The following is an 18,817-nucleotide window of genomic DNA, read 5'->3' as shown; positions in this document are numbered from 1 at the left end:
GGTGACTGGACAGTCACCCGCGCAGCGGCACCGGCGCGGAGTCGGCTCGGTCCAGGAGCGGGCGAAGGAATGGGCTCGGCGTGCCGTGCCAGAAGAGGTCCAGGCTGTCCCGCGCTCGTGTGGTGGCCACGAACAGCAGGGACCGCGCCCGCTGAACCTCCCGGCGGTGGCGGGCGGGGTCGACACGCCGCAGCTGTTCCACCGACGCCCGGGGGATCAGCCCGTCACTCACTCCCGCGATGATCATGCGCTGGTACTCCAGCCCCTTGAACCGGAACATCGTCCCGATGTGGACTCCGTCGTCGCCACGAGGGCCTTCGGGACCGATCTCCACGGCTCGGACCCCGTGCTCCGCCAGTGTGTACGCCAGTTGGCTCGCCATCTGGTTCGTGGGGACGCAGATGGCGATCTGCTTGTGCGCGATCCGTTCGTCCGGCTGCGCGTCCCACGCCTTGATGTGCTCAGCGATCGCCTCCCGCTCTGCCTCCCAGTCGGTACACGGGTGCGTGCCGGGAATCCCGCCGCTGAGCACGGAGTGGTATCCGGCGAGCGTCTCCGTGCTTCCGTCGAGGTCGTCGTACGTCTCCTCGCCGAGGACTTCGAGCGCGGACCGCAGGATCTGCCGCGTGGTCCGGTAGCTCAGGCTGAGCTTCGCGGACCGGCCCCGGATGTTGATGCCGAGACTGCCGAGCGTCACCTGGTTCTTGTAGATCCGCTGGTGGGTGTCGCCGACCAGGAACATGTCGTCGGCGTCTCGGGCCGTCATGGCGCGCAGCATCTTCCAGTGGGCGGGACGCAGGTCCTGGGCCTCGTCGACGACGATGTGACGGTACCGGTAGCGGAGCCAGCCGCCGGAGCCGTCCGCCACATGGATGTTGGCCAGTCCGCCGGCTTCCTCCCGCTGTCTTTCGATGGCGTGGATGCGCTGCTCGCGTCCCATTTCGAGACGGGCTGCGCGCTCTGCGACCTGGTCCCAGGTCTGGCGTCCGAGCCGGTCGAGCCGCTGGACGAAGCGCTCGGTGAGCTGCCAGATGGCGGCGCGCTCCGCCCGGCCGATGTTCCTGCCGCGACCGGCCCTGCGAGCGCGGAAGTAGTCGGTGCGTGTGCCGACCGCCTGCCCGAGGATGACCTGGGTCCACTCGTTGTGGAGGAACTCGGCGTCCCAGCCGGTCTCACCGAGTTCGTCGAGCATCTGTCGCCATTCCCGAACGGCCTGGCTGTCGTCGATGGTCTGCTTCCGGCTGCCGGGCTCGGCCTCGCGCACGATCCGCAGGGCGAGCTGGTCCACATGACTCACGTCGACGCGTGACAGCAGCGGTTCACCGCCGAGTTCGAGGAGTCGGGAGCGCAGATCGGCGGACAGGTTCTTGTTGTAGGTGGTCAGCAGCACCGGCTTGGTGTTCCCGGGCGGGAGCTGTGCCACCAGGTGACGGACCCGGTGCAGGGCGACGATGGTCTTCCCGGTGCCGGGGCCCCCGCCGACGCGAGCGGGACCGGAGTAACGACGCTCGACCAGCCTGGTCTGGGTGGGATGGAGAAAGACCTTCCAACGGCCGAAGTCACCGGCCTCCAAGGCCTCCCGCAGTGCGTCGTCGGAGGTGGTGACCACGGTGGCCGGCCGTTCGGCGGCTGCCTGGAAGTCCTCGGTGTCGACGGGCTCGGCTGCGGTGAGAGGCCCGGTGATCTCGTCACGCACCTCTTCGAAGGACTTGCCGTCGAAGAGAGCGACCAGCACCTCACCCGTGAGCTGAGGGGCGTACTCGACCAGCCCGAGGAGCTGTTCCTCGGTAGTGAGGGTGCGGATGACCGGCACCAGCGGCTCGGCGACACCCAGCTCGGCCAGTTGTGCGTCGGACCACGCCGCGAACAGTGGTGCGTCCTTGGCCAGTTCGGGTTCCGGCGGAGCGACGGGTTCGGCGGGGGACGGCTCTCGCGGCGGGAGGCGCCGCAGCACGCTGTCCTCCACCACCTGGAGGTCGACGTACTCGATGCCACCGGTGACGTGGTTGATTCCGTACGACAGGCGGTCGTAGACGTCCTTGCGATGCTTGACCGAGACGATGAGCCAGTTGTCTTCCGCCAGCCGCAGGAGCAGGGCACGGTATTCGTCGTTGACCCTGGCCGACCAGAGTCTGCCGTCGCCCTTGAGCTGCTTCAGCCTGAGGCCGGGTGTCTCCGGGTTCTCCTTGAACTTGTGCTGGAAGTCGAACAGCGCGCCTTTGACCGTGCGGGGGAGTCGCAGGATCTCCTTGTCGGCCTTGTCGAGCAGGCGCAGCGTCACTCTCGCCGTCTTCATCGTCGCGGCTCCCCGTTCTCCTCGGTCTCGTTCGTGCTCGTGCCCGGCGGAACCGGGTCCTGCCCGCCCGCCGTCCGTGGTGCGGCGGTCACGCCGAGCCGGCCGGCGAGCTCCTCGGCCGTCCAGCCGACCGCCGGCCGCACGTCCCACTGCGCGAGGGCGAAGGCGCGGTCGCGGTCCCGAGCCTCGAAGTCCGGCTCCTCGTCAGTGCCGCGCGGCGCCAGGACCACACCGACGCGCGCATCCGGCCAGGCCAGTTCGGCCTGCCAGCCGTTGTCGTCGAGCTCGAACCCGTCCCGCGGCGCGGGAACGCCCGCGTCCGCCAGCGTACGGGCCAGGCCGGCCAGGCCCGGCTCTTCGGGGTCCAGATACTCCAGCACCTGGTCCCAGGCGCCGTCCCGCCCCGGCGGCACGGCCGAGTGCGGCGCCTCCTCGGTGTCCCCGGCCGGCACGGCCGGCAACCCCGCCGTCATCGCGACCGTGGGCGGAGCACTCCGGTCACGGTCCGGTTCGTCGGCGGCGGCCACCGGGACAAGCGTGGAGGACAGCCAGCCCTCACCACCGGCCACCGCGAGCATGTCCGCCGAGAAGCCGTCCAGCAGCGTGGTGGTCAGTTGCGCGCTGTCGCCGCCGCCGTGCTCCAGGAACTGCAGCAGGTTGCTCCAGTACAGCCACGCCTGCCAGCGCCGCTTGTGGCGCGTCTCGTCCGCCACGGCGTGCGCGCGATCATCGATGACCGTCAGGGCCGTCCACGTCGGTGGCCTGTGCCGGACATCGGCCGCGACGGCCAGTCGGCAGCCGGAGGCGTCCGTGGCCGCCAGTACGCGCACCGGCCCCTCGGGGCCGCCGGGCGCCTCCCCGTGCAGCGCCGCACCCAGGGCCGGCGCGACGGCACCGGGCTGGACGGCCGCGTCCCGCACACCCGGCGTTCCGACCAGGCCGGCCACGGCTGCCTCGGCCCGCCGGTGCCACAGCTGCGCGTCGGGAGTGCGGAGATACGCCAGCAGCAGCTCGGCCGGGTTGATCCACACGGTCTCCGGCAATTCGCCGGGCATTCCGCCGCGCATGTTGGCGTAGTAGGCCCGAGCCCGGTCCTGCGCGGCTCGGTCGTACGGCATCCACACCGGGTCAGCGGGCTCGGCGCCCGCGTAGCCGGTGTCGTGGACGCGGAGGCGCCACTCCTTCACGTCCGGGTACGTCACCTGGAACACGCGCAGGCCGTCCGCTCGGAGCCGGGTCCGCTTCGTGGCGTCGTCCGCCAGCCGGTTGTGTTCGGGGCTCGCGTGGTAGGCGTATCCGTCCAGGTACAGTGCGAGCCGCGGGCCGGGGGCGTCCAGGCGCTCGAACAGCACGTCCGGCCGGGTGCCGTCGAGAACCCGCTGCTGCGAGACCCGCCAGCTCACGGTGGCTCCGTCGCCGGTCGTCAGCCGGAGATCCAGCGCCCGGGTGCCCGCCGAGGTGGTGTACGTGTCCGCGGATGCCCGCGACTCCGGGCGGCGAGCCCAGTCCTGCAACGTGTCCAGGAACAGGATCTCCAGATCGCTCTCCGCCTGCCGTTCCAACGGAATGTGACGGGTCGTGGCGACGGGCGAGGTGCTCCAGCGCTCGGCCTCGGCGCCCAGCAACTCGTCGAGCATGGACAGCGCTTCCCGGCGGGAGACGCGGTCGTAGTCCGACGGGGGAACCCTGCGCAGCAGACACTGGTGACAGCCGTCCAGCTCCTTGCCCCGGCACGGGCAGGTCTGGATGACTTCTCGGGCCTTGAGCAGGACGTCTCGGAATCCGTCCGACGACGCCAGGCGGTGGAGGTAGCCGGTGCCGCCAGGCAGCCGGTCGTACACGACGAGGAAGCGCCGGGGGAAGTCGGCTCCCGACTGGTCCGGGTTGTCCGGCATCGATGCGGCGGCGATGCCGATATGGTCGGGATCCCCGCCGTAGCGGGCCGCGATGCCGGCGAACAGGGCGGCGGTGAAGGAAGCGAGCCTTTCGCGTGCACGGGTCACCGAGGCGGGCAGCAGGATCCGCACGGCCTCCGTCGTCAGCTCGTGCGCGAGCAGCAGCGGAAGGTCCTGCCCCGGGCCCTGCTCGTCCCCGCCGTCCGAGCTCCGGACACGGCGGCGCGGGCACCACAGCAGGTGGTGCGCGCTGGCCCTCGTCGCGGCGGCGCCCGAGTCGGTCAGCGCGTGCTGCGGCTGGTCCACGACGGGCCGTCCGTCCGCCGTCGCGCCACCACAGCTGGTGCACACGTAGAACGGGTTGATGCGCACGTCCTCGCCGGCCAGCGCCACCGTGGAGCTGCCGTCCTGCCGGTCGAGCCCCAGGTTCAGCGTCCTGATGACGGCCCGCCGGGAGAAGTCCAACCCGAACGTGGCCGTGTCGTGCCGCCAGGACCCGGGCGCCAGATGGTCCGGGTCGATGTCCACGACGGTGAGCGTCGCATACTGTCGGCGGTGACGTTCGTCACGGTCGTCGCGGACCCGGGCATCGTCCCGTTTGTCGCGGGAGACGACCCGGCGCGGCTGGAGTACGTACTGGACACAGCCGGCGTCGGCGATCTCCCGGCCGCCGCAGCGCGGGCAGGGCGAGGTGTCGCTCTGCGCCCGCTCGGTCCTGACGTAGCCGCAGGACGGGCACAGGCGCCACACCGACCAGGCACGGCGCTCGGCGCTGCCGATGTCGAGGGCGCGCACCACGTGGCGGTAGCCGTTGACGTAGAAGCTGTTGCCCGGCGCCAGCTCGGTCAGGGCGAGCTTGCGGGACCGCTCGTAGTCGCGGGTCTCACTGCGGTGCACACGGTCCGTGCCTCCCTGGGCCATCCGCTCCTGCGGCCGTCCGGCCTGCGACGGTTCGTCCGCCTCGCTGTCCGCCGGCGCCTCGGACCAGTACAGCGTGGCCTCGAGCCGGGTGGTGGTGTCCGCCAGGCTGTAGTTCGGCAGGAGGCCCAGCTCGACCAGGGTGCCGTGAGCACTGGTGCGGCTCAGGTCGCGCAGCAGGTCACCGGTGCTCCGGCGCTCCGCGAGCAGTTCGCGGCGCTCCCGGTTCTGCACGTCGTCGGACTGCGCCAGCGAGTCGACGGCCTCGTCGATCGCGGCGATCCGCCGGCGCAGTTCCTCCCGCCGGCCCGTCCAGTCCTCCTCCGCCTCCTGGAGTGCGCGCACGATGCCCGAGGTCGCGTAGGCGCGGAGCTCGTCGGCGGCGTGCGCGGAGACCCCGGAGTCGTCGACGTCGGGCTTCTCGTCACGGGGGAAGAGTGCCAGGAACTCCTCGACGAGCCTGGCACCGTGTGTCTGTGCGGCATCCGCCAGGTCCTGGCACCAGCCGGCCGGGCCGAAGAGGGCGGAAGCCAGGCGAGGTACCGGCTGCAGCCGCTCGCCGTCCGCCGTCCCGAGCTCGCCCCGGGCCGCCAGGTCGAGCAGCCAGGCGGTGTACTGGCGGCGCAGGATCTCCACCGCCGAGAGGTAGCACCCGGGAGGCACGATGTCCCCGGCGATCATCTCGCGTGGCTGGTCCAGGTAGTACAGGTCCCGGGCGCGACGCCCACCGAAGGCTACGACCAGCGCGTTTCCGGTCTTGCGTCCCGCGCGTCCGGACTGCTGCACGTAGTTCGCGGGCCCCTTCGGCAGCGAGCCGATGAGCACGGCCGACAAGTCGCCGATGTCGATGCCGAGTTCCAGGGTGGGAGTGCAGGAGAGCACGTTCGGATCGGTGTAGTGCGTTCCCGCCTTGAAGGACCGCTCGACCCGCTCCCGCTGGGCGCGGGTCAGCATGCCGGTGTGCTCGGCGGTGACTACGCGGAACGTGCCGCCGGTCAGATAGAGCCGCCGGTAGTAGTCGTTGGTGTAGTCGCGTTCGTGCCGACCGCCGGCGATCGAACTCCCGAAGCCCGGAGAGTCCGGCTGCGAACCACTGTTGCCCGGCCGTGACGAGTCGGGCTGTGGCGCGGTCAGACGGCCCTTGCACCGGTAACGCGGGCAGGGATGCCCGTACCAGCGGGTGCGCCGCTCGGGCGGTACCACCTGCTGCCAGCCGCAGTCCTCGCAGGAGACGAACGCCTTGTTGACGATCGCGTCGTCCAGCAGCCGGACCTGGATGTGCCCGGGTTGCAGGCCGTACACCCGGCTCGTGCGGTCCCTGGCGGTCCGCGTGCTCAGCACCCGCTCGTCCGCGAGGGCAGGCAGCAGCCTGCGCAGATACTCGGTGGCCCCGGCCGCGTCCAGTCCCAGACACCGCCGGGTCCAGTCCTGGTACCAGCCGAGCCGGCCCGACACCACGTCGAACTCCGACCGGTCCTTCTGCCCGTCCAGCAGGAACCGCGGCGGAGCGACGCCTTCGGGGAAGGCCGGCATGCCCTCCGGGCGCCTGCCGCTGATCAGGAAGCGGTTCGCACCGGCCTCCCGGATCCACTGTTCCAGCCACCGGTGCCGTACGGCGCCCCGCAGTCGCAGTCGCTCCAACAGGCCCCGCACATACGCCAGGTAGCGATCGGGAGCGGGCAGCCCCGCGTCCGTCACCAACTGCCCGGGCAGAGTCAGATGCAGATCCCGGGCGAGATCGGTGACGCGCCGCGGATTCTCGATCACGACCTCGGCGGCGGCGGTCCGCGTCAGCTCCAGTGTGCGTCCGAGCCGCGACCGCAGGCCGAACTCCATGATCGCCGCGAAGGCCAGCCGCTCACCGATCAGTCGCCAGGTGCGGGCGTCCCCCGTTCCGCGCCCCGAGAGCACCCGGTCGACGCCGGGCTCGTCGTGCAGGTCCGGCGGCACGACGGCGGCCAGCGCCTCGGGGTCGTCCACCGAGTCGAGGACATTGCCGATCAGCTCGTTGAGCGCGGTCGGTGCCCCGGACTCGTCGAGGTTGTGCGCGAGCAGCGAGCGCAGCGAGAACTTGTACGAGGCATTGGCGACGTAACCCGCCCGATGCGCGGCGTCCTGGGTGGAGTCGTTGAACAGGAGCGTCTTGCGTTCCTCGGGGACCAACGCGATGTCCCCGCCGGTGAACAACTGGGTGACCGTCGCCGACGCCAGCGCGGCCTGCGCCGTACCGAGGAAGCGGATGCTGTTGTCCGTACCGCACGCGGGGCAGCGGTCGTCCCTGGCCGCCCGGTCGGCGGTCTTCTTGTCGAGCACGGCCAGGGCGAACCACGCGTCCACCAGTTCGCCGTCGTCCTCGGCGGTCGGCAGCCGGTACCTGCCCTGTGAGCCGTCGAGTACGACGACGGCCAGCGGGTCGACCCCGCCGTCGGCCGAGGGCCGACGACCGGAGAGCGCGTCGAGCGCCTGTCGGCGCTCCGCCTCGGTGGCGGCGATGAAGTAGCGGATGCGTCGCTTGTCGCGCCCGACTCCGGCCCGCCAGATCCGGTCCTGGGCCATCACCAGGTGCTGCGGGTCCGCTTCCGGGGACAGGGCGGCCCAGCCCGAGCGCCCGCAGGCCCGACAGTAGACCGCGGGAAGATGCACCTCGGCGGGGCGCACGGCCGTGTCGGTGCCGGGCAGGGGCTGAGGCCTGCTCGATCCGCTCGACGGCCACCCGCCCGACGGGCCGTCCGCCTCGTCCGACGCCGGACCGGTGGCCGGCGCCGCACGCCGCGCCTGTGCCCGGTCGTCCTCGTACCAGCGGAACTCCGGGCGCTGGCCGACACCGCGCAGGACACGCGTGACCGGCCGAACCCACAGATGCGCCTCTACGTGGAGCAGCGGGCGCGGACGCCGCTCGTCGGAGTCAGGGTCGCGGGCCGCCGACAGCAGCGCCACGAAGCGGGACAGCGCCTGCAGCACCAGCCGGGGGTTGTCCCGGGCGGTGCGTCCCCAGCTGTACCCGAAGCGCGCCAGCCGGTCCCGCAGCGTCCACTCGTCCAGCGGCTCACCGTTCAGCAGTGCCAGCACGCCATGCGTGAAGTCGTGCCGCTTCAGCAGGCGTCCGACACGGAACGCGTCGAGGCCGGTCTGCCCCAGCAGGCGGGCGGCCAGCCCGTTCAGGTCCAGCAGATGCGGGTTGGCCTCCACACCGGGGCCGCCGGACGCCGCGACCACCTCCTGGGGCGTGGGCGGCTCGGGAAGCGTGTAGTCGACGACACCGGTGAACTCCTCGGCGGTCATCCGCTCCTCGCCGATCACCGCCGACTCGGGGAAGGGCATGCCGAACACCTGCTCGGCCACATCGAGGATGCCCCGCGCGGACGCGTCGCCCGACCGGCCCTCACCCAGGGTCGCGGACGTCGCCACCGGGCAGATCCGCCCGAGCGGACGGCCCGGACGCGCCGCCCCGACCGCGGTGGCGAGCCGGCGCAGCAGCATCGCCACGTCGGTGCCCTGCGCCCCGTCGTAGGTGTGGAACTCGTCGAGCACCACGTACGTGACGTCCGCACCCTGCCACAGCGCCCGGTCCTCGCCGCGTTGCAGCAGCAGGTCGAGCATCTTGTAGTTGGTGATCAGTACGTCCGGAGGCGCGGCGCGCATCTCCTCCCGCCGGGTCATCACCCGCTGGAAATCCGTGTCGGGCCGGTCCCCGATGTACAGACCCGCGGTCACCTGTGCGAGGTCCGGCGCCGACAGGAAGTCGCTGATACGGCCCGCCTGGTCCGTGGCGAGCGCGTTCATCGGATACAGCAGTACGGCTTTCACGCCCCGCCGCCCGAGCGCCTTCTGCCGCCGGCAGTGGTCGAGCACCGGCACCAGGAACGACTCCGTCTTGCCGGACCCCGTACCCGTCGTGACGAGCGTCGGCTCGGCGTCCTTGCCGCCCAGTGTGCTGAGCCGCTGCCAGGCCCGCGCCTGATGCCGCCACGGGGTGAAGCCGGGCCGCCACTCCACGGACCGTTCCCACTCACCGTCCGCCTGGTGGAAGGGCGTTCGGATCCGCAGGTAGGGGCCACGGAAGATCCCCGACTCCGGGTCGCCCAGGAACCGCTCGAGGGCGTGCCGGGTGTCGTCGTCGGCGAGGGCGTACGTCGTCGTGAGGTACTGCGTGAGACTGCCCCGCAGTTGCGCGGCGGCCAGAGTGGGCTTCACGACGCTCCCCTCGTCGGTGGATCCCGAGACGGGCTGCTGCCGCAGTCGCCTCGTGTGATGCGGATCAACCGTATAGGGCAGGTCGGACAGTGTGTGCCGGGGTTCCGAAGATCGGAAACCCCGGACGCGTTCGTCGCTGCCGGGGGGGCCGGCAGACGCAGCCCGGCGCGAACGGCGGCGTCGGACCGCTGTGGCCGATTGGCGCCCTTTCCGGGCCGGGAACCCCATTTCACGCTGGAAGGCGGGGAGACGACACGGACCGTGCCGAGGGGGGAGCCGCCATGCCGGGACCGCTCTACGTTCCCGTCCTGCCGACGAGGCCGCACGCCCTGGCCGCCTACCGGGCCCTCCGCCCGGACGTGCAGGCCCAGGTGGTGCCGCTGTGGACCCTGCCACCGCACCCGGGCATGCGACCGCAGCCGCTGGCCCAGGCGCTGCGCAAGGACGCGGGCCGGGTGGCAGCCGCACACCGTCACGGGCCGGCATGGCTGGACGCGCCGTTCGCCGACGAAGGCGAGGCCGCGGTCCTGGCCGGTGTCCTGCCGCCCGACTGGTGGGCCGAGCGGCGCACGCCGCGCCCCGTCACCGGCCCCGACCGGCCCACCGCTCAGCGGTCCTGGGCGCTGGCCGCGGCCCAGCAGCAGGGCTGCGGCCTGGGCATCCGAGTATCTGTCCCCGGCGAGTGGAACGACCGGACCACCACCTCGGCCCGCCGCCTGCTCGAGCGGACCGACCCGACGCTGCCGGTCCACCTCCTCCTCGACCTCGGTGCCGTACTCCCTTCCCGGCCGGACGCCTCCAAGGAGGCGCTGCGCGCCCTCGACGCCCTGGTCCCGCTCGCCTCGTGGCGAACCGTGGCCGTCGCATCGGGCGGTTTTCCCGAACCGCCGGAAGACTTCCGGGAGGGCACCCTGTACGAGGCTCCGCGACCGGACTGGGAAACCTGGCACGAGATCCGTCACAGCGGCCGCTCGTACCTGCCCCTGCTCCGCTACGGCGACTACGGCATTCTGCCCGCCGCCTATACGGCCAGGACTCCGGCCTCGGGCAACGGCGGCCCCGCGTGGGGCGTCCTCCGCTACACCACTCCGCGCTCGTACCTGCTGGCCATGGCGCTGCAGCGCGGCACGCACCGCGACGCCGTCAATCGCGCGGCGGCCCGGAGCCTCACCGGCCTGCCCGACTTCCGTGGCCCGTCGGCCGGAGCGGGAGAGGGCTGGTTGCGTGACTGCGCTCAGGGCTCCGTCACGACCGGCAACCACTCGGTGTGGAACCGCGTGGGGAACATGCAGCACATGACGTTCGTGGTCAGCAGCCTCACCGCTCGTTCAGACAACGAGCCGTAGGCTCCAGCGCGAACGGGAAGGCGCGATCCTTCCGCAGGCGGCTGTTCGCGGAAGAATGCCCAGGAGGCAGCACACGGTATGGCTCAGGCGCGATACGACCAGCGGGTCCGGGTCTTCGTCGAGGTCTGTGGTGGCGCCCACGACTGGCAAGAAGCCGAGAAGTGCTTCGGCCAGCGCGGCTGGCCCGTGCGCGGCGCTCACCCCTCGGGCCAGGGCCCGCTGGGCCCGGCGCTGGAGACCGACCCCGAGACCCGCGTGTACGAGACAGAGGTCCGCCTCTTCGGCGCGGTGAAGGGAAGTGACCAGGTGTGGCCGGCTCCCGCGGTGTCGGGGGACGTGTCCTGTGCGGTGGAGAGGGAAGGCGATGCGGAGCGAGGCGGGCGGTCAGGTAGTCGTCGTCGGACAGTCGACTTCGGCCCACACCACCTTGCCGGGGGCGGCGTGGCGGGGTACGACGCCCCAGCGGCTCGCGAGGGCGTCGACCAGGAGCAGCCCTCGGCCCGACTCCTTGTCGGGCCCGAATGCCGGGTCGAGGTGTGGTTGCCGTTCCGTGCGGGTGTCCGACACCTCCACCGTGATGGTGCCGGGCACGAGCGACAGCCGCAGGTGGAAGTCGCGGCCGGGGACCCTGCCGTGGGTGACGGCGTTGGCGGTGAGCTCCGCCGTGATGAGCGTGACGGTCTCATTGGCGGGTGTTCCCCAGGAGTGGCCCCATTCGTGCAGCCGGTGCGACACGAGGTGCCGGGCGAGGCGGGCGCCGCGCGGGGTGGAGGTGAAGTGCATGGCGAAGTCGCGTGATACAGCGGCCGAGGCCGCGGCGGGGAAGGGCTTGCCGTTCATGGCGCCAAGGCTGTCGGGTTCGCCGGCCTCCGGACCAGGTGTGATCCGCTTACAAGCGGGTGCCGTCGGCGGAGGGACGGCCGGTGTCGGCCAGGTGTCGGCGGCCACGGGCCAGCGGCGGTGCGGTGACGGGGCCTCGGGCCGGAGGGCCCGCACCCGGACGGGAGGACGCGGGCCTGTGCACCGGACGCCTCCGGGCTATTCCCCGTTCAAAGATGCCGTCCGATGTGTGCGATGCGGATCGTCTTCTCCTCGTGCACCAGCCGGAAGTAGATACGGCCGGCATTCCGGTTGAGGTTCCCGTGGAGCTCGAAGCAGCGGCTCTGGCCGTCCAGGTCGTCCCAGTAACGGTCCCTCCGGGCATTCTCGTGCTCCGGCCGGATGTTGGGGGCTTCCCAGTGCGGCCCTGTGGGAGAGGAGACCGGGTCCCAGCCGGCGGCGGTCTCCTGGAGCTGCCGCAGCAGCCTGCGGGCCCCCTTGAACCACTTCGGGTCCAGGTTCTCCAGGTCCTCCTGGACCCGGGGGAGGAACTGGAGGTTGGGGAAGAAGTCCTCGCGCCCGGCCCACAGTTCCGCACCGCTCGAGATGGCGCCGAGCCCCTCCTCTCGCCCCCACGCCTCGTGCTCGCCGAGGTGTGCGACCCGTGACGCGTGCCGGACCCTGTCCGTGTACTCGTCGGCGGAGATGTCCCCGGACTCGGGATCCTCCGACAGTTCCTCGACCGCGAGCTCCAGCCAGCAGGCGTCCCAGGCCGGGTCGAGCGGCAGACTGACGGCCATCCCGTCCGTCATGCGTGCCGCCCCGAGCCCCTGCACGTCCACGCCCTGGTGCCGATGCCAGACACCGGAACGGTCGGTCGCGGCGGACGCGTGGAGGGCCGCCTGGAAGGTCGTACAGCGGTTGCGCATCGCCTGGATGTAGCGGTGCTGGTCCTTGTTCCGCGTGTCATTGCGCCACTGGGCGTAGTAGTAGCCACGGGCGAGTTCGGCCTGGTCGAGCGGGCTCCGCGTGGCCAGGCTGATGTCACGCCAGCGCCGTAACTCCCGCAGTACGTCCACGAAGGTCCGCATCCCCGCGGCGACCTCGTCCGGTCCGCAGTCCGATGCGCAGGACCGCTCATTGAGAAACACAAGCAGCGGCACGCCCCACCCCATTCTCGATCGCGCCGTGACCGCGCCGTGGCGCGGGTCCGTCCGTGTGCGGTGCTTGAAGACCCGGTGGATCAGTCGAGCAACTGGTCCAGGGAGTTCTCCCACTCGTCGAAGAACCCTTCGGGCCACTCGGAGAGCGTTCCCTCCGGCCCGATGACCGGGCTGACGACCTCCGTGGTCTGTCCCTTGCGGCGGAAGTAGTGAACGGCCGTCCCGTCGGCGGCCAGCCGGTCGTTCTTCACCTGGAGCCGCAGGCCGTTGAGCACGTGGTCGCTGTGCGTCTCCATGACGATCTGCGCTCCGCTCGCGGCCGCCGCGCACGCCAGGTACGCCATCCAGGTCTGCCCCTGCGGGTGGAGGTGCGCCTCGGGGTTCTCCAGCAGGACGAGTGACCCGGGCCTGGCCGCCAGGCACGCCACGACGATCGGCAGGACGTACGTCAGCCCGAACCCGACGTTGGTGGGCCGGTACTGGTTGGACTCGGAGAAGCCGCTGCCGAAGTGGTAGCCGAGCCGGACGGCGTCGGTGCCGTGGATGTCCTCCGCCACCAGGCGCACCCCGGGACACAGCCGTTGCATCCACGCCTCGGTCTGGGCGAGCAGCGTGGCGGAGGCGGCATCCGGGAGACGCAGTGCCTCGCCCACGACGGGCTCGTCCTGGTGAGTGCGCAGGTAGTTCACGGTGTGCTCCCCGTGCGCGCCGAGGAACCCGCGCGTGGTGACCGCGTGGTGGGACCGCGGGTAGCTCACCTGGGGTGAGACCCGGTCGGCCTTGAGGTACTGGAATCCCGGGCCGAAGAGGCTCGGCAGCAGCTCGGAGGGGTCGCGGGGGTCCTGGGCCTCGGAGGGAAGCAGTTCGAGGTGGTCCGCCTCGCGTTCGTAGACGGCCGTCCAGCGTGCCGTCGCTCCATCGCCCTCCACGGCGAGTCCGATGTGCGGGCCGGTGCTGTCGTTGTACGCCTCGTGCCGGACGTCCTGGCCCGTACCGAGCTGCACCAGCTCCTCGTTGAGCAGCAGCCCGGCGACCCTGCCGCCCACCGGGGCGAGGTCACCGGACTCGTAGGACTGCCGGAGCAGCGCGAGCGCCTGGAGCACGGAGCTCTTGCCGGAGGAGTTCAGCCCCGTCAGCAGGGTGAAGGGGGCCAGGCGGAGCTCCTGCTGGGCGAACGCCTTGAAATTGGTGAGGGTGAGCAGGTCAAGCATTCAGTACCTCGCGGAACAGGTCCTTCATGGACTGGAAGCGGTAGTTGACCTTGTTGGCGTCGCCGGTGCCGGCGGAGATGGAGTCGTGGAACGCCGGGTCGTCCATCAAGTCCTTGAACTTCTCCTCCAACAGCGATCTCCGGTCGTACAAGATGTCGAGCTCGGCGGCGCTGCACCCGGCCACCGTCACCGCCTGCACCTCGAAGAGTGCCTTGTTGATGGGATAGCGGCGGGTGACACCGTGGAACTGCTTCCGGAAGGCCTGATCACCGAAGACGTACATGCTGCCGGCCATGGCGAGCTGGAAGCGCAGTTCCAGCTTGTCCAGCTCCACTGCCGGCAGGACGTTGACGGCGTGCATGGTCTTGCGGAGGAACCCGTCGAAGTCCTGCGTGACGTACCGCTCCGGTGGGGTCATCCAGAAGGCCAGGAAGCGCAGGCACAGCTCGCGCTCCGCCATGCGGGCGGGGGAGACGCTGTGATCCGTGGCGTCCAGGAAGTGATCACTCTCGGCGAGTTTGGCGAGGAACGTGCGCGCCTGTCCGGGGATCAGGGCATGCCGCAGTTCCTGCCGGGTGAGAGGCTGGCCGCCGGTGTTGATGCGGGCGAAGATGTTGAACTTGGCTTCCTCCGGCGTCCCCTTGCGGATCAGCAGCAGGGACAGCTCGGTCTCCAGGATGCGGGTCTGCATCCGCCCGGGAAGGTCGTCGAAGCCCGCACCCTCGTACTGGGTCAGGTACTCCAGATTCTCCAGCCGCAACGGTTTGAGCCCGGCAGTCTCCGGCTTGACGAAGCGGACGATGCTGGTGAGCCGCTGGACACCGTCGACGACCGACCAGGACTCGTCCGCCTCCTCCGCCACGTAGAGGGTTGGCAGCGCGATCCGCAGCAGCAGCGATTCGATCAGTCGGCTCTGCGCGGTGTCGTTCCAGATGCCGGAGCGCCGCTGGAAGTCGGGCTGGAGGTCGATGAGACCGCGCTTGAGCCGCTGGAGGATGAGATCGATCGTCGGGTTGCGGGGGACGACGTCGATGAGTTCGGGATCGAACGGGGTCCGGCCTGCTTCGCCGATGTCCTCGGCCTCGATACCGGTGCTGATGCCGGTGTCGGTGAACTCGACGGCGGGCTCGCTCGGCCGGGGCACCGTACCCTCGGCGGATTCCGGCCCTGACGGCTCCTGTGGACCGGGCTGCGGCGCGGACGCACCACCGACCATGACGTGCCCCTCCACGATGCCGATCACGAGCCGAACGCCCCCGTACAGTAGCCGATGCGTGACTGACCGCACCTCTGCGGGACGGGTCGATAAAGAGAGTGCGGCCGTTCGAGCCGGTGGGATACGTTCCTGTCTGTTCGAAGGGGGGTCCGACATGGCGAAGTTGAACCAGATCATCGCCGTCGAAAAGGGTGTCAAGAGCAAGTCGCTGCAGGACATCACCGCGGCGCACCACAAGGTGCAGAAGCCGGCGCTGCTGGCCGGTATCTCGCGCACGTACCAGCCGAAGGACGAGGAGGGCGAGCAGCTGCCGCCCGAGTCCACGCGGGTGCAGGTACAGGCCGAGGACGTGCTGCGCGAGATGTCCGTGTCGCTGACCCGGCTGTTCGACGTGACCGCCACCAAGGACTGGGCGAACTGCACGGCCCGAGCCGATGTCACGGTCGACGGGCGGACGATCCTCGCCGACGTCCCGGTCAGCTACCTGCTGTTCCTGGAGAAGCAGCTCACGGACCTGCACACCTTCGTCAAGAAGCTTCCCACCCTCGACGCCGCCGAGTCCTGGTCCCACGACCCGTCCACGGACTGGTGGAAGACGGACCCGGTGCGCACGATCCGTACGAAGAAGGTCCCGCGCAACCACGTCAAGGCGGAGGCGACCGACAAGCACCCGGCACAGGTCGAGGTGTACTACGAGGACGTGCCCATCGGGTACTGGACGACCGTGAAGTTCTCCGGTGCGCTGCCCGCGCGGCGGGTGAACGAGCTGGTGGAGCGCGTCGAGAAGCTGCAGCAGGCCGTGAAGTTCGCCCGTGAGGAGGCCAACGGCGCCGAGGTCTCCGACCAGCGGGTGGGGGACGCGGTGTTCGGCTACCTGTTCGGCTGACGTCGGCCGCAGGTGGCATCCACGATCGCCCCCGCGTGCGAGCGCGGGGGTGCGCGACAGGCGCGGGCCGGATTGAGGACCGGTTCGCGCGATGAGCGCAAGCTGACACTGAAGTTCAGCCTGAAAGCAGCGGTGACAGTGAAGGTTCGAGTCCTTCCCCCGGCACAACAGCACCACCGACGTGCCGGGGTGGCCCAACATGGCAGAGGCAGCCGCGGTCAATCTCAGACTCTCGCTCCAGTCTCAGCATCGCCGCCGATCGCCGGATCGACCGGGGACGGACGAACGCCGTCGGATGCGAGTTCGACTCTCGCCTGCACCTCTCACGCGGTGCGGTAGTTCAAAGGAAGAACACGACGGCATGATGACTGATCCGTCCTCTTAAACGCCGCCGGCGTGCGCAATTGGGTGGCATCCCCAGGGGCCCGGGAGCTGGATACGACTCCCGGGCTCCGCCACGTTCGCCCGGCTGCTCGACGTCGGCCGCGTTGTCGGAGGTGTCCGATACCTTCGGACCATGTCGATCACCGCACAACTGCTCGACTCGGTGAGGCTGCCGGGTGGAGGCGCGCTGGTTCACGGCTTCGCGCTGGAAAGCCGCGGGGACGGTGCGCGCCGCGCCCTGCTCCGGAACGGGCACGAGCTGGAGGTCCACGACCTGCACGAGGTGTTCGCGGGGGAGCGTGCGCCGACGGCCGTCTTCCCCCTTGCCTGGCCGGGGTGGGACCGCGGCGTCCACTCGGTGAGTCCCCACGGCACGTTCGCGGTGTTCTCGGGTCAGCGCGCGGTACGGGCCGTGGGTGCGGGAGGGGAGACGCTGTGGGAGTACAGGCACGGCTGCTGGGGGCCCGAGCTGGATCACCCGCACACGGGGGACGAGCAGGAGGTGTGCCCCGGTCTCGAACACGGTTCCTGCCGGATCTCGGACGACGGCCGGTTCGTGTGGGCGCATGTCGTTGCCCAGCCGGAGCCGGACGCCTGGGAGGAACGCTGGGTGGTCCTGGACGCCCGGGACGGGCGAGAGCTGGCCCGGATGCCGCTGGACAGCGCTGCGTCGGGCTCGCATCACCTCTCCCACCCGGACGGTGTCCACATGGGGCTGTGCATCGGCATGGGCCAGGACGGCATCCTGCTGCACTGGGCGCGCTGGGACGGCGACAAGCTGACCGGCTGGGACCTGAACGAGGGTATGGACCGCATCCTGACGGACGTCCATGCGGGGCATCCGGGATTCCTGACGGTCGAGCACTACGGAGCGGACCTGCAGCTGCACGCCCTGGACGGCACCGTGCTCGCCCAGGGCGAGCCGGATGGGGCCGACGACGAGGACCCGCCCTACTGGGACTACGGCTGCGGCTTCGTCGACGCCGACACCGTCATCGCCTCGACGGCCGAATTCGACGAGGACCCGGAGCAGGCGCGCCACTGGCTGCTCGACGCCCGCACCCTGCGGACACGCGGGACGGTCGCGTACCCCACGGGCCCCGTCCACAGTGGCGCACGCCCGCTCGGCGACGGGACCTGGCTCACGTACGACGACAAGAGCGAGACACTCAACCGCTGGGCTCGGGCGACGCCTTGAAGACGCGAGGCGCGCAGGCCGGCCGTGTGGTCGCGGACGGGTCTCGGCGCCACCTGAGCCTTCGAGCCCGCGTCAGCACCAACGGGTGCCCGGGCAGTTCCAGCCGCCTCCGCCGCCTCCGCCGGAGGAGCCACCGGAGCTGCCCGAGCTGTCCGGCAGACCGTTGGGGAAAGTGCTGTTGCGGTTCCGGTCACCGGGGAAGGGGTCGTGGTAGTCGGGGTCGCCGTCGTCGTCCCGGTCGGGGAGGTTCGGCGTGTCGTCGTCTCCCGCGCCGGGCTCCGGGCAGCCGTTGTCCGGGTGGGTCAGTTCCAGGGTCACCCATGTGTCGATGGTGATGTCCGCACCCTCGGCGGGGTCGGTCACGCACACGCGCCAGTGGTCGTACTCGCCCTCGTCCGGCAGCGTGTCGTTGAGATACGCCGTGTCCGCCCGCAGGTGGTGGTCCGGGACGACGCCGAGGTCCACGACCTCCTTGTGCGCCGTCTCCCAGGTCTTCCAGACCAGGTCCGGCATCTTCGGCCACGGGATGGCTCCGCCGTCCGCCTCGGGGCAGGGGGCGCCGGTCCGGACGGCGCCGAAGTCGATCGTCTTCGTGTCCGACGACCAGCCGGTCTCCTGGAAGCAAACGGTCCAGTTGGAGGACATCCAGATGCTCTTGTCGTCGTCGGAGGCGTTGTGGTCACCCACGACGAACCCGGCGGCCTCGGCCTTGTCCCGGGCCTTGTCCAGCCGCAGGCCCCGGTAGTCGGCGGCCTCCGGCCGGGGCTTGGAGGACGGCGACGGGGAGCCCTGGAACGCGGAGGGCGACGGCGAGGACAGAGCGTCGGCCGTGCGCCCCGTCGCGGTGCCCTTCCCGTCCTCCTGTGCCACGGTGGTGGACACCCCCTCCTCGGGCGGGTCCGGGAGGACCGCGCCGAGCAGGGCCATCGCACCAATGGTGGCGGCCACCTTCACGCCCTTCTGCCAGGGGCTGTCCTTCCAGATCAGGATGATCGCCGCAATCAGGACCAGGAAGCCCAGGTACTCGTTGACCAGGCCGAGCAGAGGCACGGCGAGAACGAAGCCGACGCGGGCCGGGGTGGTCAGCCACCAGCGGGTGCCGGGGGTTGCAGGGCCGGACGGTGGCGGTGCCGGAGAGGCGGGCGGGCGGTGCATGGGCAGTGTCTTTTCTGGAGCAGGGTGCGAAGGGCTCTCCGAGGCCACTCCGGGCCCCTGTCGAGCGACGGCATCGTACAGAGTGCGGACGAAGCCCCCAACAGGGGAGCAGTGGATGCCGACCGCCCACACGCGC

At 70.9% G+C, this 18,817-nt stretch carries 10 protein-coding genes; 3 read left to right on the top strand and 7 right to left on the bottom strand.

The annotated features are described in order from the left end of the window. Window positions 1–13: 13 nt before the first annotated feature. Window positions 14–2,296 carry a UvrD-helicase domain-containing protein gene (locus H0H10_RS01770; RefSeq protein WP_188178994.1) on the bottom strand — a complete coding sequence of 761 codons (2,283 nt, stop codon included), beginning with the start codon at window positions 2,294–2,296 and terminating at the stop codon, window positions 14–16. Continuing rightward, entirely contained in the window at window positions 2,293–9,303 is a 7,011-nt protein-coding gene (locus H0H10_RS01765) for a DEAD/DEAH box helicase (RefSeq protein WP_188178993.1), read from the bottom strand. The genes H0H10_RS01770 and H0H10_RS01765 overlap by 4 nt, the downstream gene beginning before the upstream one ends. 281 nt (window positions 9,304–9,584) lie before the next feature. Here H0H10_RS01765 and H0H10_RS01760 point away from each other — a divergent pair, with 281 nt between their 5' ends. After that, window positions 9,585–10,649 carry a beta family protein gene (locus H0H10_RS01760; RefSeq protein ID WP_188178992.1) on the top strand — a complete coding sequence of 355 codons (1,065 nt, stop codon included), beginning with the start codon at window positions 9,585–9,587 and terminating at the stop codon, window positions 10,647–10,649. 384 nt (window positions 10,650–11,033) lie between these two features. Here the strand turns inward: H0H10_RS01760 and H0H10_RS01755 are convergent, their stop codons facing one another. The 4 genes from H0H10_RS01755 to H0H10_RS01740 form a co-directional block, all read right to left on the bottom strand. Then, on the bottom strand, window positions 11,034–11,489 hold the full coding sequence (locus H0H10_RS01755) for an ATP-binding protein (RefSeq protein ID WP_223179235.1): 456 nt from the start codon (window positions 11,487–11,489) through the stop codon (window positions 11,034–11,036). Between the two features lie 209 nt (window positions 11,490–11,698). After that, a complete protein-coding gene (locus tag H0H10_RS01750; RefSeq protein ID WP_188178991.1) occupies window positions 11,699–12,631 on the bottom strand; it encodes a hypothetical protein in 933 nt (310 codons plus the stop codon). An 80-nt stretch (window positions 12,632–12,711) separates the two neighbouring features. Continuing rightward, a complete protein-coding gene (locus H0H10_RS01745) occupies window positions 12,712–13,842 on the bottom strand; it encodes an AAA family ATPase (protein WP_188178990.1) in 1,131 nt (376 codons plus the stop codon). Next, on the bottom strand, window positions 13,835–14,986 hold the full coding sequence (locus H0H10_RS01740) for a DUF262 domain-containing protein (RefSeq protein WP_188178989.1): 1,152 nt from the start codon (window positions 14,984–14,986) through the stop codon (window positions 13,835–13,837). Before H0H10_RS01740 ends, H0H10_RS01745 begins: the two co-directional genes overlap by 8 nt. Before the next feature lie 226 nt (window positions 14,987–15,212). On the opposite strand from H0H10_RS01740, the gene H0H10_RS01735 reads away from it, so the two are divergent. Together H0H10_RS01735 and H0H10_RS01730 are read left to right on the top strand one after the other, a co-directional pair. Continuing rightward, window positions 15,213–15,944 carry a DUF7873 family protein gene (locus tag H0H10_RS01735; protein WP_188178988.1) on the top strand — a complete coding sequence of 244 codons (732 nt, stop codon included), beginning with the start codon at window positions 15,213–15,215 and terminating at the stop codon, window positions 15,942–15,944. Between the two features lie 517 nt (window positions 15,945–16,461). Then, window positions 16,462–17,526 carry a hypothetical protein gene (locus tag H0H10_RS01730; protein WP_188178987.1) on the top strand — a complete coding sequence of 355 codons (1,065 nt, stop codon included), beginning with the start codon at window positions 16,462–16,464 and terminating at the stop codon, window positions 17,524–17,526. Between the two features lie 72 nt (window positions 17,527–17,598). Here the strand turns inward: H0H10_RS01730 and H0H10_RS01725 are convergent, their stop codons facing one another. Further along, complete coding sequence (locus H0H10_RS01725) at window positions 17,599–18,681, bottom strand: PASTA domain-containing protein (protein ID WP_188178986.1); 1,083 nt, start codon at window positions 18,679–18,681, stop codon at window positions 17,599–17,601. Between the last annotated feature and the right edge of the window lie 136 nt (window positions 18,682–18,817).

The organism is Streptomyces griseicoloratus (assembly GCF_014534645.1).
Taxonomy (GTDB): domain Bacteria; phylum Actinomycetota; class Actinomycetes; order Streptomycetales; family Streptomycetaceae; genus Streptomyces; species Streptomyces griseicoloratus.
This window is presented reverse-complemented; position numbering and strand designations above follow the sequence as displayed.

Excerpts from the sequence above, each read along its gene's own strand:
- H0H10_RS01725 (WP_188178986.1), bottom strand. The coding sequence starts at position 18,681 with ATGCACCGCCCGCCCGCCTCTCCGGCACCGCCACCGTCCGGCCCTGCA.
- H0H10_RS01745 (WP_188178990.1), bottom strand. The coding sequence starts at position 13,842 with ATGCTTGACCTGCTCACCCTCACCAATTTCAAGGCGTTCGCCCAGCAG.
- H0H10_RS01730 (WP_188178987.1), top strand. The coding sequence starts at position 16,462 with ATGTCGATCACCGCACAACTGCTCGACTCGGTGAGGCTGCCGGGTGGA.
- H0H10_RS01735 (WP_188178988.1), top strand. The coding sequence starts at position 15,213 with ATGGCGAAGTTGAACCAGATCATCGCCGTCGAAAAGGGTGTCAAGAGC.
- H0H10_RS01755 (WP_223179235.1), bottom strand. The coding sequence starts at position 11,489 with ATGAACGGCAAGCCCTTCCCCGCCGCGGCCTCGGCCGCTGTATCACGC.
- H0H10_RS01770 (WP_188178994.1), bottom strand. The coding sequence starts at position 2,296 with ATGAAGACGGCGAGAGTGACGCTGCGCCTGCTCGACAAGGCCGACAAG.
- H0H10_RS01760 (WP_188178992.1), top strand. The coding sequence starts at position 9,585 with ATGCCGGGACCGCTCTACGTTCCCGTCCTGCCGACGAGGCCGCACGCC.